Source organism: Marinobacter halodurans, from assembly GCF_004327985.1.
GTDB classification, from domain to species: Bacteria; Pseudomonadota; Gammaproteobacteria; order Pseudomonadales; family Oleiphilaceae; genus Marinobacter_A; species Marinobacter_A halodurans.
In genome coordinates this window covers 51,751-67,531 of record NZ_SJDL01000005.1, presented here as the reverse complement: position 1 = coordinate 67,531, position 15,781 = coordinate 51,751, and the positions used below count along the sequence as shown (strand labels likewise).

The following is a 15,781-nucleotide window of genomic DNA, read 5'->3' as shown; positions in this document are numbered from 1 at the left end:
ACGGCGCCCGGTCATTCAGGCGCGATCGCTCGCCAGCAACTGCGCGAAGGTACAGATTTCGCCGCAACGATCCGGGGCATAACCGACCAGCTTATCGATCTCCGACAGGAAAGGCTGCGAAGCCATCAACGAGAGCAGCTGCTGCATGTTTTCCTGCTTCAGCCGGTCCTCCGGACAGATCAACAGGTAGTGCTCGGTGGAGAGGGGGATGAAGTCGAGGCCGAACTGGGCCGCGGCCGCTTCCACGCCGAAACCGACATCCGCCATGCCGGCGGCCACATAGGCGGCCACGGCGGTGTGGGTGAACTCCTCCCGCTCGGCGCCGTTGATCTGGTTTTCGGTGATGCCCTGCTCGGCCAGCAGCATGTTGAAGAGGATACGGGTACCGGAATGTTCATCACGATTGATAAAGCGGATGTCCGGACGCGTGAGGTCGGCCAGGCCGGTCACGTCATCCCGGCTGTCGCCGCGAATGATGAGCCCCTGCTCCCGGGTCACAAAGCGGATGATCCGCAGGTTCTTCAGATCCAGTTGGTCCCGGTAGGCCCGCATGACCTGGTCTGCCAGGTGCGGACAGGACGGAAAGTGGAAGCTGGCCAGGTCGCAGTCGCCACGTCCGAGGGCATTCAGCGCCTCCGTCGGGTTGCAGTACTGGAGATCGAGTTCCACCTGGTCGGCAAAATTGGGCAACAGGGCCACCGCATAGCCATGACTGGCATGCAACCGCAGGACCGGATGCACGCCGGCCAGCAACTGCTGGAGCTGGTTGTTCAATTCCGACGCCATGCTGTCTATTTGCGGCCCCAGGCGCGCCTTGACGCGTTGCTCCGACCACAGCAATTTCTCGCCCAACGGCGACAGTTGGGTCCCCTGCCCCTTACGCATATACACCAGCGGAACCCCGAAGAAATCGGCCCCCCGGTTGAGCAGGTTCCAGGCATGACGATAGGAAACACGCGCTTCCTCAGCAGCCATGGTGAGTTTTCCCGTATCCCGCAACCCCTTGAGCAGCCGGAACAGAATTGGATCAAACAGCTCTCCGTCGTCACTGCGGAACACCCAGGCAGGCGAGATACTCAGCTTCTTTCTATGCATATTAATTCATATTTTTGGGATGCATTTGGAATGCTATTTTGGCCCTATATCGTCTCAAAAGCCAAAACAATTAAGCACCATCGTTCATATAAAGACGATCGACTTGTAACCTGATGAGATAACAACCATGTCACACGCCGGTCCCCAACCCGTTCACGACTGGACGCCCGAGCTGATCCAGCAGACGGTCGACGCGCATAAAGACATGCCCGGCGCCATGCTGCCCATCCTCCACGCGATCCAGGACCGCTTCGGCTACATCCCGGAAGCGGCGGTACCGATCATTGCCGAGTCCCTGCGCCACACCCGCGCCGAAGTACACGGCATCATCAGTTTCTACCACCACTTCCGTACCCGGCCTTCGGGCAGCCATGTCGTCCACGTGTGCCGGGCCGAAGCCTGCCAGGCCGTGGGCGCCCGCCAGCTGGAAGCGCACGTCAAGGATCGCCTGGGGGTCGACTACCACCAGACCAGCCGGGACAACGAGTTCACGCTGGAACCGGTGTACTGCCTCGGCAACTGCGCCTGCGGACCGTCCATCCGGGTGGATGACGATATTCACGGCCGCATGAACGCCGACAAGTTCGACCGGCTGGTGGACAGCCTGACCACGACCGCCGTGGAGGTGAAGTGATGACTGTGACCGTCTATGTTCCCTGTGACACCACGGCCCTGGCCATGGGGGCCAACGCCGTGGCCGACGCCCTGCAGCAGGCCGCCAATGCCAAAGGCGTCGATATCAAACTGGTGCGCAACGGGTCCCGGGGCCTGTTCTGGCTCGAGCCGCTGGTGGAAGTGGAAACTCCGGGGGGTCGGGTCGCCTACGGCCCCGTCGAGCCGACCGACGTGGACAGCCTGGTCGGGGCCGGCCTGTTCGAGGGCAAGGCCGATCATCCGCTGGCCCAGGGTCTGACCGACGAGATTCCGTACCTGAAGAAACAGCAGCGTCTGACGTTCTCCCGCATCGGCCTGACCGATCCGCTGTCCATTGATGACTACCGCGCCCATCGCGGCTTTGCTGGCCTGGAGAAGGCCCTCAACATGGACGGCCAGGCGATCGTCGATGCGGTGAAGGACTCCGGCCTGCGCGGTCGCGGCGGCGCCGCCTTCCCCACCGGCATCAAGTGGCAGACCGTGCACGACGAGCCGGAAGGCCAGAAGTACATCGTCTGCAACGCGGACGAGGGGGACTCTGGCACCTTTGCCGACCGGCTGGTGATGGAGTGCGACCCCTACATGCTGATCGAGGGCATGACCATTGCCGGACTCGCCGTGGGCGCCAACCAGGGCTACATCTACCTGCGCTCGGAATACCCGGTCGCGCAGCGGATCTTCAACGACGCGCTGCAACGGGCCTATGACGCCGGTTACCTGGGCCGGGATATCCGCGGCAGCGGCAAGGACTTCGACCTGGAAGTCCGTCTCGGTGCGGGGGCCTACATCTGCGGTGAGGAAACCTCCCTGCTGGACAGCCTGGAAGGCAAGCGGGGCATGGTACGCGCCAAGCCGCCACTGCCGGCGATCAAGGGCCTGTTTGGCCTTCCCACCGTGGTCAACAACGTCCTTTCCCTGGCCGCCGTTCCCTACATCCTCGACCAGGGCGCCCAGGCCTACGCCGATTACGGCATGGGCAGATCCCGCGGCACGCTGCCGATGCAACTGGCGGGCAACGTCAAGCGTGGCGGTCTGGTGGAACTGGCCTTCGGCATCACCCTGCGGGAGCTGATGGAGGATTTTGGCGGCGGCACCCTGAGCGGCCGCCCCCTCAAGGCCGTGCAGGTGGGCGGTCCTCTCGGCGCCTACCTGCCGGAAAGCCAATGGGATGCACCGATTGATTACGAAGCCTTTGCCGAGTTCGGCGGCGTGGTCGGCCATGGCGGAGTCGTCATGTTCGACGACACCGTGGACATGGGCGAGCAGGCCCGCTTTGCCATGGAGTTCTGCAGCGTCGAATCCTGCGGCAAGTGCACGCCCTGCCGGATCGGCGCCGTGCGCGGTGTCGAAGTGATCGACCGTATCCGCGCCGGCGAAAATGCCGAAGCCAACCTCACCCTGCTGACCGACCTCTGCGAAACGATGGTGGACGGCTCGCTCTGCGCCATGGGCGGGATGACACCCTTCCCGGTACAGAGCGTGATGAAGCATTTCCCGAATGACCTGACCCGGCAGAAAGCCTGACGGATGGGAGACACCTCATGTTGAACTATTTCGACCCCAGCCAGCACCGTATCGACCCTGACCGGGACTACGGCACCCCCGCCCGGCTCTCGGAAAAAGCCGTCGCCCTGACCATAGACGGCGTCGAGATCAGCGTGCCGGAAGGCACCTCCGTGATGCGCGCGGCCGCCCTGGCGGGTATTACCGTGCCCAAACTCTGCGCCTCGGACAACCTGGAAGCCTTTGGTTCCTGCCGGCTGTGCGCCGTGGAAATCGAGGGCAGACGCGGCTACCCCGCCTCCTGCACGACGCCCGTGGCCGAGGGCATGGAAGTCACCACGCAGAACGGCAAACTGGCCAAACTGCGGCGCAACATCATGGAGCTGTACATCTCCGACCACCCGCTGGACTGCCTGACCTGCCCCGCCAACGGCGACTGCGAACTGCAGGACATGGCCGGCGCCGTGGGCCTGCGGGACGTGCGTTACGGCTTCGAGGGCCAGAACCACCTGGACGCGGAAACCGACGCGTCCAATCCGTATTTCAGCTTCGATCCCAGCAAGTGCATCGTCTGCTCCCGCTGCGTGCGGGCCTGCGAGGAAGTCCAGGGCACCTTCGCCCTGACCATCGACGGCCGCGGCTTCGACTCCAAGGTGGCCGCCAGCCAGGATGAAGACTTCATGGACTCCGAGTGCGTGTCCTGCGGTGCCTGCGTCCAGGCCTGCCCGACCTCGACGCTGATGGAGAAGAGCGTCATTGAGGCCGGCGTGCCGGAGCACAGCGTCGTGACCACCTGCGCCTACTGCGGTGTGGGCTGCTCGTTCAAGGCGGAGATGAAAGGCGACCAGTTGGTGCGCATGGTGCCCTACAAGGGCGGCGACGCGAATCACGGCCACTCCTGCGTGAAAGGCCGCTTCGCCTTCGGCTACGCCACCCACAAGGACCGCATCACCGAGCCGATGATCCGCGACGCCATCGACCAGCCCTGGCGTACCGTCTCCTGGGAGGAGGCCATCGCCTTCTCCGCCAAACGCCTGAAGGACATCCAGGCCCAGTACGGCCGTGAGAGCATCGGCGGCATCACGTCCTCCCGCTGCACCAACGAGGAAACCTACCTGGTGCAGAAACTGGTCCGCGCCGGCTTCGGCAACAACAACACCGATACCTGCGCCCGGGTCTGCCATTCTCCGACCGGTTATGGCCTCAAGACCACTCTCGGTGAGTCTGCCGGCACCCAGACCTTCGACTCGGTGATGGAAGCCGACACCATCCTGGTCATTGGCGCCAACCCGACCGACGCCCACCCGGTGTTCGCGTCGCAGATGCGCCGACGCCTGCGTCAGGGCGCCACGCTGATCGTCGCCGACCCGCGCCGGATCGACCTGCTGAAGACGCCTCATGGCAGCACCAGCATGCACCTGCCGCTGAGGCCCGGCACCAACGTGGCGCTGGTCAACTCGCTGGCCCATGTGGTGGTCACCGAGGGTCTGGAAGACACCGCGTTTATCGAGAAGCGTTGTGAACCGGACGCCTACAAAGCCTGGCGCGAGTTCATCAGCGAGGAGCGCAACTCACCGGAAACCCTGGAAGCCGAAACCGGCGTCCCGGCCGATCTGGTTCGCAAGGCCGCCCGCGCCTACGCCACCGCAGGCAACGGCGCCATCTACTATGGCCTGGGCGTCACCGAACACAGCCAGGGTTCCACCATGGTGATGGGTATTGCCAACCTCGCCCTGGCCACCGGTAACCTCGGCCGCGAAGGCGTGGGCGTGAACCCGCTACGGGGCCAGAATAACGTGCAGGGCTCCTGCGACATGGGCTCCTTCCCGCACGAACTGCCCGGTTACCAGCACGTTGGCGACCCGGCGGTGCGCGAGCGCTTCGAGAACCTGTGGCACGTGAAGATCGACGACGAACCGGGGCTGCGCATTCCCAACATGTTCGACGCCGCCATCGCCGGCCACTTCAAGGCACTCTACGTTCAGGGTGAGGACATCGCCCAGTCCGACCCCAACACCCAGCATGTGGAGCAGGCGCTGACGTCCCTGGACTGCCTGATCGTGCAGGACATCTTCCTCAACGAGACCGCCAAGTACGCCCACGTGCTGCTGCCCGGCTCCACCTTCCTGGAGAAGAACGGCACCTTCACCAACGCCGAGCGCCGCATCAACCGGGTGCGCAAGGTGATGGCGCCCGTCGCCGGCAAGGAAGACTGGGAAGTGACCCAGGATCTGGCCAACGCCCTGGGCTACCCCATGAACTACAGCCACCCATCCGAGATCATGGACGAGATCGCCCAGCTCACGCCGACCTTTACCGGCGTCAGCTATGAGAGGCTGGACGAACTGGGCAGCATCCAGTGGCCGTGCAACGAGGAACATCCTGACGGCACGCCTACGATGCACGAGCTGGACTTCCCCATCGGCAAGGGGCATTTCGCGATCACCGAATACGTCGCCACACCGGAACGCAGCACCCGGCGCTATCCGCTGTTGCTGACCACCGGCCGGATCCTCAGCCAGTACAACGTGGGCGCCCAAACCCGGCGGACGGAGAACAGCCGTTGGCATGAAGAGGACGTGCTGGAAATCCATCCGAGCGATGCCGAACTGCGGGGCATCAGCGACGGCGACTGGCTCGGCGTGAGCAGCCGTGTCGGCCAGACCGTGCTGCGCTGCCGGATCAGCGACCGCATGCAGCCGGGCGTGGTCTACACGACGTTCCACCACCCGGGCAGCGGCGCCAACGTCATCACCACCGACAGCTCCGACTGGGCCACCAACTGCCCGGAATACAAGGTCACGGCGGTGCAGGTGGAGAAAGTGTCGCAGCCGTCCGAATGGCAGAAGCACTTCCAGTCGTTCGACGAGCAGCAGCACAAGTACCTCGAGAAATCGAAGGATGAGCCCAACTTTGCCCTTAAGTGACGCGGACGGTCCGGCAACGCCGCCGGATCCGCCCTCACCCCTGTTCCGGACCCGCGTAGACGAACGCGGGACGGGGCACAGCAGGGAAGCCGAAGACGTGGTGGCCGAGGAGATGCCGGTCGCCATGGTCTATAACGGTATCTCCCATGCGGTGATGATGGCAACACCGGTGGATCTCGAGGACTTTGCGATCGGGTTCAGCCTGACCGAATCCATCCTCGGCAGCCCGGATGAGCTCTACGACATTGAGGTGCAATGCGGTCCGACGGGCGCGACGGTCGACATGACCATCGCCAGCGAGCGGATGTTCGCCCTGAAAGCCCAGCGCCGCAACATGACCGGCCGGACCGGCTGCGGACTGTGTGGAACCGAATCGCTGGAGCACGCCATCCGGGACATCCCGAAGGTAGGGCCGCATCCGGCCATCACCGATGACGCCGTGCAGAAAGCCGTGGGGGACCTGAAACAATACCAGCCCCTGCAGGCACAGACAGGCGCCACCCACGCCGCCGCCTGGTGCGATGTGGACGGCGCCATCCTCGCCGTGCGCGAGGACGTCGGCCGGCACAACGCGCTGGACAAACTGGTGGGCCACTGGCTGCGAACCGGTCGGAACTTCGAGCGGGGGTTTGCCCTGATTTCCAGCCGGGGCAGCTTCGAGATGGTGCAGAAAAGCGCCATGGTCGGCATCGGCTGCCTGGTGGCGGTCTCGGCGCCGACCGGCCTGGCCATCCGCGAAGCGCGCAAGGCCAACCAGACCCTGATCGGCTTCGCCCGCCCGGGTCGCCACGTGATTTACCATTGCGGAACGACGTCGGCCCCAGCGGCCGACGCCATGCAGGAGAACAAGACGTGAACTACGAACTGCAGCACCTGATCGAAATGATCAACCAGATCAGCGACAACAACCTGCATCACGGCGAAGCCGAACACGCCGCCGAGATGGTTGCCACCCACCTGATCAAGTTCTGGGCCCGCAGCATGAAGGACCAGATCATCAGCTACGCGGAGAACGACGGCAGCGAGCTCAATCAGGTCTCCAAGTTGGCGGTTGAACGGCTCAAGGCGTGGCGTCAGGCCAAGGCGAGCTAACTGGCGCGGCTTTCCCTCGCTTCATACTCCTGCACCAGTTGCTGCAAAAAATGCATCCCCGCTGAACTCAGGAAGTAGCGCTTGGATCCGGTCCTGAACAGGAGCTGGCGCTTGCCCAGGTAATCCAACGCTTCGCCAATCCCCTTTTCGAAGCGGGCGGCGCGGAGGATGTCGCGGTATTCCTCGTCCGCTTCCAGCGCATCCACGTCTTCATCGCGCAGGCCGGCGTCCGGTCGGCCCAGGTACTCCAGGTCCCGGCCCGAACGCGCAAAATAGCGACCGATCAGCAGCAGGCACACCTGCACACGGAAGGCGTTCTCGTCATGTTCCTCGCTGTCCTCGTCGGTGTTCTCCCGCAGGTAGAAAAACGCGCCGTTCTCGTTGAACACCAACTCACTCCCCAGGTGCTCGTAGAACACCCGGAAGTGGGACAGGTTGTTGTACAGCAGGTTGTAGAGCGGGTTGGCTTCCAGCTCCGAGCGATTGGGGTTGTAGACGTCGCGCACGATGACCTTGCCCGCCGCCAGTTCGCGGAACAGCGCCGCGCTCTGGGCCGGGGCAATGTGATCGAAGCCGTTTGTCGAAGCGGTCGGTTCCGCCGGCATCGCGGTGTCGGCGGACAGAGCGTGTTCAGGATCCGGCATGGTTCGCTGCTTCCTGTTCGGTGTTTGAATTCGGACGCGGCTCCAGGCGGCGCCGGCGATAGACGAAGACATCGGCAATGTCGTCGGTCCGGTCGTCCGCTTCCAGCGTCTGGAAACGGTTGGTGGTGACCACCCGGAAACCCTCCGGATGCTTGTGGTTCAGGCGGTTGACCGCCGCCAGCAGATCCGGGAATCGGTACCCGGCCACCACGCCGTCCAGGCGGCCGTGCAGCTCACGCACCAGATCGCCGGTGGGCCGCAGTTGCAGGGTTTCCAGCCACTGGTACAGGGTCTGGATGCGCTCGGCGTCGACTTTCGGGTCCTTGCCGGCCGCGCCTGTCCGGCCCAGATCCGGCACCTGCGCCTTGCGCCCCAGGTCCGCCAGCCGCAGATCCAGCTCGGAGAACAGCAATTGGTAGTAGCTGGACGATTGTCCGAACGCATACTGCTTCGGCCGGCTCTGGGCCTTGAGCCCCACCAGGAAACCGGTGGTGCGGGAGAAGTCGCTGCCGTCCAGCCACTTCTTCTTGAGATTGAGGGTTTCGGTCTCTTCCTTCAGCTCACGCAACTGACCGAAGAAATGCTCCATGGCGTTGTACTGGATCATGCTGCGGCGGGTCTTGCGCAGGAAGTGATCCACCTCGGCCGCCAGGCTCTGGATCGGCTTGTGCAGCGCGTTGAGACTCAGGGACGAGCGGAACATCTGGTCGGCGATGTCCTGCTGTCGGTTCTGCTCCAGCAGCCGGATGATGCCTTCCAGCGTGGCGAACAGGTTGGCGCCGTCGGGCAGGCGCGTGTCCGGATTGAGGAACACCAGCGTCGGCTGGATGTGCCGCTCGTACAGGGTGGCGATGCGTTCCAGCAAATCCTGGCGGAAGGCGGTGAACTGCTCCGGCTCGCGGCTGGCATCGCCGGACATGTCCGCCAGGTCGGCGCTCAGGGTCTGCATGCGCAGGATGTTCTGGCGCAGCAACCCGATCAGCAGACTGACCCGCTCGTTCAGATCGTCGCGCAGTTCGGTGAAATCCGGGTCGGCGTCGTTGAAGGTGCTCCGGGTCAGCCGGTCGTGAATGTCCCGCAGCGTGACCAGATGGCCCCGCAGACGCGCGTCGGTCAGTTCCTGGTAGAGCGAGGCGTTGCAGGCCCGGATCAGGTTGAGCAGCGCTTCCTGGAACACCAGCCGGCGCTCGCCTTCGGCCTTGACGATGTCAATCACCAGCCCGGTACGGAACAGGTTGTCGGTACTGAACCCGGTGCGGATGCGCTCCTGCTCCGTACGCTTGAGATCGCGCACGTAGTCGAGCACGTCCATCGCCAGCTCGCTCTCGCGCACGTAGCGCACCGACTCCCGGTCCATGCGCTCGATCACCCGGAACAGGACCCGCGGGTGTTCGAACAGCAGCCGCGTGGTGTCGAGGGTGCTGAACCGTTTACTGCTCATCGCTCACATCCAGCAGGTGATGCTGCGTCTGGTCGAACCATTCGGCGAGGCCATCCCGGTTACTGAAGCCTTCCGGGCCGCCCCAGAACACCAGATTGCGACTGGCGCTGTAGGGGCGGTCGGTGCGCATCTGCCCCACTTCCAGATGGCGGCCGACCTGGAAAATCAGCTCCGGACTGGCGCTGTGGGTGGCCGCGGAAAACAGGTTGAAGCCCTGGTGCTGCAAGCGCTCCAACAGGGCCGGCACCTGACTGACGTCGACGCTGGCCAGCTCGTCCAGCACCATCGGGAACGACAGGCTGATCTGCGGATACAGCACCCGCCGCAGCAGGCGGTGGACCAACTCCAGGTTGATCAGGGCCGTGGTGGAGGTGGACTGGCCCTTGGTGTCCAGCGAGGCGGCCGACTGCTTGCGGGTGCGATAAGAGACGCCGGTGACCACCTTGTCCATGGTCAGGCGGTTGCCGCTCTTCTGATCCCCGAAGAACTCGGCGACGAAGACCCGCAGGCGATCGTAGAAGGCGTCGGACTGGAGCTTGCCCGAGGCGTACGGGTCGATCGCGGCGGATTCCTCCACCAGGTTGTGGAACTTGGGATCGGTGTGGATATCGACGCGGATCTCCACCAGATCGTTGATGGTGACGCCGTCCAGCTCCCGGTTCAGGGCCGTCTCGAAACGCCGGATGTGCTCGCTGTTGGCCTTCAGGGCCTGGCGATAGCTCGCCACCGTCTCGTTGTGGGAATCGATCTGCTCGCGCAGGACCCGGCCGCTCTCGGCCAGCCCGGCAAACAGGTCCGACAGCGACTTGAAGGTATCGCGGATGGTCTGCCAGCTGGGGCTGTCGCTTTCCAGCGCGCCCTCGCGGTCCTCGCCAATGCCCTTGTTGACCAGCCGGCGCAGGCTTTCCAGGATGCTGAAGCGCAGGCGCTCCATCTCCTCCAGACCGCTGCGGATGTCGTCCTGGCGCGCAACGGTCAGCGCGTCGGCCGCCAGCGGCTCGTCCACTTCCACGGATTGCAGCGATGGGAACCGGCGCTGATCGGCGGTCACGTTGTTCTGCAGGTGGAGCAGTTCGGTCTGGCGCTCCTGGGCACGCTTGGCTGCCGTCTGGGCCTTGTCCAGCTTGGCGCCGACGGCTTCGACGCGCTCCCGCTCGATGGCCATTTTCTCTTCCAGTTCGGACAGCGTGCGATTGGCCTCATCGATGGCCTGCCCGGCGTCCTCGATGTTGGTGGCGGCGCTGGGCAGGCGCTTGAGGATGTCCAGATCCTTGCGGGTGGCGGCGATGTCCTTCTCCGCCTGCTGGATGCGCTGCGCGCGATCCGGACCACCGCTGGCATTCTCGTCCAGTTCCGCCAGTTGGCGGCGGGCGGCGTTGAGCTCGCCGTCCAGCTTGCGGCGCTGGGCCGGGAAGTCGTCCGCCTGCGCGGCTCTGGCCGGCAAGGCGGTATCGAACCAGTTGTAGCCCTGCTCGGTCTTTTCGAACAGTGCAGCCATCCGGCTCAGGGTGGCTTTGATCTCGTCATCCAACGCCTGCCCCGGGCTGGCCGACACCAGACGCGGATTCACCGCCCGCAGCGGGGCCACGACGTCATCCTCCAATTGGTTCTGGAGCTGCCACTGGGCGCGCTGCTCGCGCTCGGTCACAGACTTCAGGTCCGCTTCCAGCTTCTCGATGTTCTTGTTCAACTGGATCTTGCGCTGTTCCGCCTGGGCCGCGCTGTTCAGCGCGTTGAGCTGGGCCTGGCTGTCCTCCAGCGCCTCGTCCAGGGCGGCCTGGATTTCCTCGGAGGACATATCGCCATAGCGCGACACCAGGATCTCGCCATCGCTCTGGGTCTTCTCGGCTTTGGTCAGGACCGACTTCTGCGCTTTGATCTCCCCTTCCAGCCGGTTCTGATCCGTCTTCAGGGTATTGAGCTGTTTCTGGGACTGCTTGAGCGTACCCTGCAGGTCATCCCGCTCGCGATCCGCGTCCTGCCGTTGTTGGCCGATGTCTTTCAGGGCCTGGGCCAGCCCGTCGCGGAAGGCGGCAAAGTCATGCTGGGTGCGGGTCAGGGTCTGGTAGCGCTCGAACGCGGCTTGCAGCTTGTCGAACTGAGGGCGGGCGGATTCGATCCGGGTGAGATGTTCCTGCCGGCGTTTGAGCTGGTCGTGGCGCTCGAGAAACTGGTCGATATCCAGCTCGAAGGCGTCGTCGGCGAATTTCTTGTCGGCTTCGATGATGCTGGCCACCGCGTGGGCCATGGCCTTGTCGTCGGCCTTCATCTCGAACAGCAGCAGGATCAGCGTGCGCAGGGACTGGATCTTGCGCTCGTCGGGATCCGCCAGGGGCAGCACGGAGTAGCGTACCGCGTCCGGCGACATCAGGTCGGAACTGTAGAGCATGGACTTGAGCTTGCCGGGATCGCTGGTCACCACGGTGTCCCGGGACAGCTTCTTCAGCGCTTCGGTCACCTTACCCACGGACAGCCCGGACACCGCCTCACCGATGCCGTCAGCGTCGTCTTCGGCGCAGTGCCAGAACAGCCCTCGCAGCTGGTCGTAGGCCACCGGCACGAAGATCCGGCCGTAGCTGAGCTGGCTGCTGTGCTCCCGGTAAAGGACCTGGCAGTGAGTGCCGGACGGGCTTTCCACTTCCATGATCAGGAAGCTGGACTGGCTGGGGAAGTAGTGCTGGTAGCTTTCCTCGTTGGTGTAGAAGCTGCCCGCGCTGGCGTTGCGAAAGGCAAACTTGTTCTTGCTGTTGCGGAAGTTGCTCTCCGGCAGCAGGAACAGCCGCAGCGAGTTCAGCAGGCTCGACTTGCCGAGGTTGCCGCTGCCGAGCAGCAGGGCGTGCTGGTTCAGGGGAATCTCGACGTAACAGAAGCCCGCCGAATCCACCAGCACCAGGCGGCGAATCCCGAAGCGGAAATAGGCCTGCGCTTCGCTTTGGGGCATCCCCTCAGTGCTCATCCAGAATGATCTCCTGTTCCATAAATTTCCGGGTCTCGCTGAACAGCGAGGCCAGCCCGGCAAAGCCCAGCGTCGACGCCCGGTTGATGGCGTCCATGAGTCGCTGCGGTGTCTGCGGTGTTTTCTGGAAACCGTCGCGATACGGCGTCCAGTCCGGCGGCTGCAGGAACCGCATCCGATCGCCCAACCGTACCTGCAACGCCTGATACATTTTCAGGCCGCCCAGGTCGTAATCGAACGCGCAGAGGATGCGGTCATAGCCGGCCAGCCAGTCGGTCACCGGCTCGCGCAGCACGCGATGGCCACCGCCCAGAATGACGTCACAGGTCGCCAGCGACAGCGTCTCACCCAGGCAGGTGCCGGCAAACGCCAGCATCTGGGGGTAGTGGGCGAAATTATCCTCGTTTTCGATCACCAGCGCCGTCGATTTGGGCGTAAAGCCAATATGGCTGGCATCGGCATTCAGGCACGCCACGTCCGGCCGCGGGTCCACAAGGGCGTCATGGTAAACCAGAACGAAGGCGGTTGCCGTCACCCGGCGGTGGGAATCCCCCTGCAGGGCGGCGTCGCGACGGGATGACGGCGCCTGGGCCAAACGCTCCAGCTCCGTCATCATGGCCTCATCCCGACAGGTCACCCGCCAGCGCTGCTGCGACACCCGGTCCAGCTCAAAACAATCGCGGTGCCGGGCGACCAGATCCGACGGCAACTGTTTCAGAAACGCAGAATAGTTGATCGGCTTGCCCTCACGCATCGCCGCGAGGTATTTCGCCAGGGCCAGACTCATGCCGGTGACTCACATCCAAAAGAGAACGATCCAGAATACGAAATCGGCCGGGCCGACACCAATGCCGGACACTCAGTCGCGGACATACACCCAGTTCGTCGCCACATTGTCGCACACGATCACCCGGGCGCCGGAGGGTGCGCAGTTTTTCAGACTCTTCGGCAGCTCGTCCGGCGGTTTGCGGTTCACTCCAAGGGTGCGCTTGTCCTGCTTGAGGTAGTCGAACGTCTCGTCCATCCGCTGGGCAAAGTCGATGCCCTTCGCCTCGTGGCGGCGAAAACTGTTGTAGAAGCGGGTGAAGCTCATGGTGGTGCCGCCCAGACCGATCTCCAGCATCTTGGCGATGTAGCGGTCGTAGGCGTCGGAGAGGTAGGCGCGAACCGCCGTTTCGTCCGACAGGTCTCCGCGATAGGCACTCAAACCCAGGCGATTATCGTCATCCAGCACGCCGGCACGGAGGGCCGAATTCGCCTGATTGGTTGCCAGTTCGTATCGGGCCGACGGACAGCGAATGACCGTCCCACCCAACTGACAGCCCTCGAATGCCGAAGCCACAGCCGGCGGAGGCGTTGGCCCGGATTCGGGTTCGGTTTTTGGGCGCTCTGAAGTGCCCGGAGGGGAAGGCTTCGCCGATTGAGATGTCGCCGCCTCGGGCCCGGGCACCGACAACCCCAGCCGAGCCGCCGGACGCTTGAGCAGCAGGGCCTGGACCTGAGGGGAGTTGCGGCGAAAGTCCTCGAACGAGGGCAACGTCGACCCGCCGCCTTTGGCCTGGATATCGCAGTACAACTGTTCATACGCTGTCGCGGGATCTTTCGGGCAAGCGCCGTAAACCAGGGGGCTGATCAGCAGCAGCGCAAACAGGAACGGGCGAAAAGTCAGTCGGCGTTTCATCGGTTGTCGTCGTGTGAAGTCCGGCATCGACACTAAAGCAAAGCGCGAGGATCTGCCAACACCGTAGGACGCCGCCTCACAAAAAAGGCGCCGACGGGTCAATCAGTTGCCCGATCGACCCGTCGGCGCCTGTTTCAGGGCGCGTCATTCAACGCCGCTGTATCAACCGGCAAACGCCGCATAGATGGCAATCACCAGAATCACCAGCACGATGCCGGACGGGATCGCGCCACTCCAGGGCGTCAGGTCGACCTGGCCGCTGTCCTGCTGCACCCAGGCGGTGGCCCGCGGGGCGATCTTGCCGATCAGCAGCATGCCGACCACCAGGAGTACGAAGACCAGCGCGACGAAGTGGAAGTCGTTGATCGCGTCGAGGATGCCTGTGAACGGCGGCACGAAGTAGACCAGACCGATGATCGCGCAGCCGCCGATCAGGGCGATCTTGGCGGCAATGGACGGCACGCGCTTGCTCAGCAGGCCCACCAGCACCACGGACAGGATCGGGATGAAGTACATGGCGTTCATCTTCTGCAGGTAGCCGAACAGGCTTTCCTGACCCGCCAGCATCGGGGCGATCAGCATGGCGGCAATGGCCATGACCCAGCCGAAGATCTTACCGGCGTTGACCACCTGCTCGTCGGTGGCGTCCTTGTTGATGACGCCCTTGTACAGGTCGAGACTGAACAGCGTGGTGGTACTGTTCAGCGCCGAGTTGAACGAGGACAGGATCGCCCCCACCATCACCGCGGCGAAAAAGCCGGTCAGGTAAGGCGGCAGCACGTTGTAGACCAGGTGACCGTAGGCGGCGTCCGCGCGGATGCCGTCACCGGCATACAGGTGATAGGCGATGATGCCCGGAATAACCAGATACAGCGGGCCCAGCAGCTTGAACAGACCGGTCAGCAGCACGCCCTTCTGGCCTTCGGCGAGGTTTTTGGCGGCAAAGGTCCGCTGGATGATCTGCTGGTTGGTGGTCCAGTAGAACACGTTGATCAGGAAGACGCCGGTAAACAGCGTGGCAAACGGCACCTGCTGGTCCGCACCGCCGATGGAGTTCAGCTTGTCCGGGTTGGTCTGCTTGAGGATGTCCCAGCCGGCCATCACGCCGGTACCGTCACTGACCGCCTGCAGGCCGAAGTAGACGATCACGAAACCACCGATCAGCAGCCCCACACCGTTCAGGGTGTCGGACACCGCAACCGTGCGCAGACCACCGAACAGGGCGTAGACCGAGCCGATCAGACCCACAACCCAGACGGTGCCCCACAGCAGTGTGGTGTGCGACTGGATACCGGTCAGCCCCGGCAGGTCCAGCATGCCCTGGAGCCCCACCGCGCCGGAGTACAGGATAATCGGCAGCAGGATGACCGCGTAGGCCAGCAGGAAGATGATGTTACAGATCAGTTGGGTGCCCGGATCGAACCGCTCGCGCAGCAGCTGCGGCACGGTGGCAATCCCACTGCGCAGGAAGCGCGGCAGGAAGAACAGCGCCAACAGCACCAGCGCAATGACCGCGACCACTTCCCAGGCCATCACACTGAGGCCGTCGGTGAACGCGGAGCCGTTCAGGCCCACCATCTGCTCGGTGGACAGGTTGGTCATCAGCAGCGACCCGGCGATGAACGGGAAGGTCAGGCTACGACCGGCCAGGAAATAGCCGCGCGTGCTGTCGTGGTCGTCACGGCGCGTGACCACCCAGGTGATCAGTGCGACCAGCCCTGTAAAAAACAGGAACGAGATCAGGGTAAGTGCATGCATAGCTTGTCCTTGTTCTTAGAAAACGTCAGT

General features: G+C 63.8%; 12 protein-coding genes. 5 read left to right on the top strand and 7 right to left on the bottom strand.

The features are described 5' to 3' along the window. Positions 1-15 precede the first annotated feature (15 nt). Complete coding sequence (locus tag EZI54_RS04540) at positions 16-1,095, bottom strand: substrate-binding domain-containing protein (protein WP_131479493.1); 1,080 nt, start codon at positions 1,093-1,095, stop codon at positions 16-18. 127 nt (positions 1,096-1,222) lie between these two features. On the opposite strand from EZI54_RS04540, the gene EZI54_RS04535 reads away from it, so the two are divergent. Genes EZI54_RS04535 through EZI54_RS04515 form a run of 5 tightly spaced genes read left to right on the top strand, consistent with a single transcriptional unit; the run spans position 1,223 to position 7,271 of the window. After that, positions 1,223-1,729 (top strand): formate dehydrogenase subunit gamma, encoded by a 507-nt coding sequence (locus tag EZI54_RS04535; protein WP_131479491.1) that lies wholly within the window; start codon positions 1,223-1,225, stop codon positions 1,727-1,729. After that, positions 1,729-3,273: a formate dehydrogenase beta subunit gene (locus EZI54_RS04530; RefSeq protein ID WP_131479489.1), complete on the top strand. Its 1,545-nt coding sequence runs from the start codon at positions 1,729-1,731 to the stop codon at positions 3,271-3,273. Before EZI54_RS04535 ends, EZI54_RS04530 begins: the two co-directional genes overlap by 1 nt. A gap of 17 nt (positions 3,274-3,290) precedes the next feature. Further along, on the top strand, positions 3,291-6,179 hold the full coding sequence (fdhF, locus tag EZI54_RS04525; RefSeq protein WP_131479487.1) for a formate dehydrogenase subunit alpha: 2,889 nt from the start codon (positions 3,291-3,293) through the stop codon (positions 6,177-6,179). Further along, entirely contained in the window at positions 6,166-7,035 is an 870-nt protein-coding gene (fdhD, locus tag EZI54_RS04520) for a formate dehydrogenase accessory sulfurtransferase FdhD (RefSeq protein ID WP_242674341.1), read from the top strand. Before fdhF ends, fdhD begins: the two co-directional genes overlap by 14 nt. Next, positions 7,032-7,271 (top strand): formate dehydrogenase subunit delta, encoded by a 240-nt coding sequence (locus EZI54_RS04515; RefSeq protein WP_207389145.1) that lies wholly within the window; start codon positions 7,032-7,034, stop codon positions 7,269-7,271. The genes fdhD and EZI54_RS04515 overlap by 4 nt, the downstream gene beginning before the upstream one ends. Here EZI54_RS04515 and EZI54_RS04510 read toward each other — a convergent pair. The 6 genes from EZI54_RS04510 to EZI54_RS04485 all read right to left on the bottom strand — a co-directional run bounded on the left by EZI54_RS04510 (position 7,268) and on the right by EZI54_RS04485 (position 15,751). Beyond that, on the bottom strand, positions 7,268-7,915 hold the full coding sequence (locus EZI54_RS04510; RefSeq protein ID WP_242674340.1) for a condensin complex protein MksE: 648 nt from the start codon (positions 7,913-7,915) through the stop codon (positions 7,268-7,270). The genes EZI54_RS04515 and EZI54_RS04510 overlap by 4 nt on opposite strands. Further along, entirely contained in the window at positions 7,902-9,356 is a 1,455-nt protein-coding gene (locus EZI54_RS04505) for a hypothetical protein (protein WP_131479483.1), read from the bottom strand. Before EZI54_RS04505 ends, EZI54_RS04510 begins: the two co-directional genes overlap by 14 nt. Continuing rightward, positions 9,346-12,312 carry a coiled-coil domain-containing protein gene (locus EZI54_RS04500; RefSeq protein ID WP_242674339.1) on the bottom strand — a complete coding sequence of 989 codons (2,967 nt, stop codon included), beginning with the start codon at positions 12,310-12,312 and terminating at the stop codon, positions 9,346-9,348. Before EZI54_RS04500 ends, EZI54_RS04505 begins: the two co-directional genes overlap by 11 nt. Next, the gene (locus EZI54_RS04495; protein ID WP_242674338.1) at positions 12,302-13,099 is read right to left on the bottom strand and encodes a hypothetical protein; all 798 of its coding nucleotides are present in this window, start codon (positions 13,097-13,099) and stop codon (positions 12,302-12,304) included. The genes EZI54_RS04500 and EZI54_RS04495 overlap by 11 nt, the downstream gene beginning before the upstream one ends. A 72-nt stretch (positions 13,100-13,171) precedes the next feature. Continuing rightward, the gene (locus EZI54_RS04490) at positions 13,172-13,993 is read right to left on the bottom strand and encodes a hypothetical protein (RefSeq protein ID WP_131479481.1); all 822 of its coding nucleotides are present in this window, start codon (positions 13,991-13,993) and stop codon (positions 13,172-13,174) included. Positions 13,994-14,155: 162 nt separating this feature from the next. Next, positions 14,156-15,751, bottom strand: a complete 1,596-nt coding sequence (locus EZI54_RS04485) for a solute:sodium symporter family transporter (protein WP_131479479.1) — start codon at positions 15,749-15,751, stop codon at positions 14,156-14,158. Positions 15,752-15,781: the final 30 nt, after the last annotated feature.

What these genes read in the sequence shown, in the direction of transcription:
- EZI54_RS04540 (WP_131479493.1), bottom strand. Translation starts at nt 1,095, where the DNA reads ATGCATAGAAAGAAGCTGAGTATCTCGCCTGCCTGGGTGTTCCGCAGT.
- EZI54_RS04535 (WP_131479491.1), top strand. Translation starts at nt 1,223, where the DNA reads ATGTCACACGCCGGTCCCCAACCCGTTCACGACTGGACGCCCGAGCTG.
- EZI54_RS04530 (WP_131479489.1), top strand. Translation starts at nt 1,729, where the DNA reads ATGACTGTGACCGTCTATGTTCCCTGTGACACCACGGCCCTGGCCATG.
- fdhF (WP_131479487.1), top strand. Translation starts at nt 3,291, where the DNA reads ATGTTGAACTATTTCGACCCCAGCCAGCACCGTATCGACCCTGACCGG.
- EZI54_RS04510 (WP_242674340.1), bottom strand. Translation starts at nt 7,915, where the DNA reads ATGCCGGATCCTGAACACGCTCTGTCCGCCGACACCGCGATGCCGGCG.
- EZI54_RS04505 (WP_131479483.1), bottom strand. Translation starts at nt 9,356, where the DNA reads ATGAGCAGTAAACGGTTCAGCACCCTCGACACCACGCGGCTGCTGTTC.
- EZI54_RS04500 (WP_242674339.1), bottom strand. Translation starts at nt 12,312, where the DNA reads ATGAGCACTGAGGGGATGCCCCAAAGCGAAGCGCAGGCCTATTTCCGC.
- EZI54_RS04495 (WP_242674338.1), bottom strand. Translation starts at nt 13,099, where the DNA reads ATGAGTCTGGCCCTGGCGAAATACCTCGCGGCGATGCGTGAGGGCAAG.
- EZI54_RS04490 (WP_131479481.1), bottom strand. Translation starts at nt 13,993, where the DNA reads ATGAAACGCCGACTGACTTTTCGCCCGTTCCTGTTTGCGCTGCTGCTG.
- EZI54_RS04485 (WP_131479479.1), bottom strand. Translation starts at nt 15,751, where the DNA reads ATGCATGCACTTACCCTGATCTCGTTCCTGTTTTTTACAGGGCTGGTC.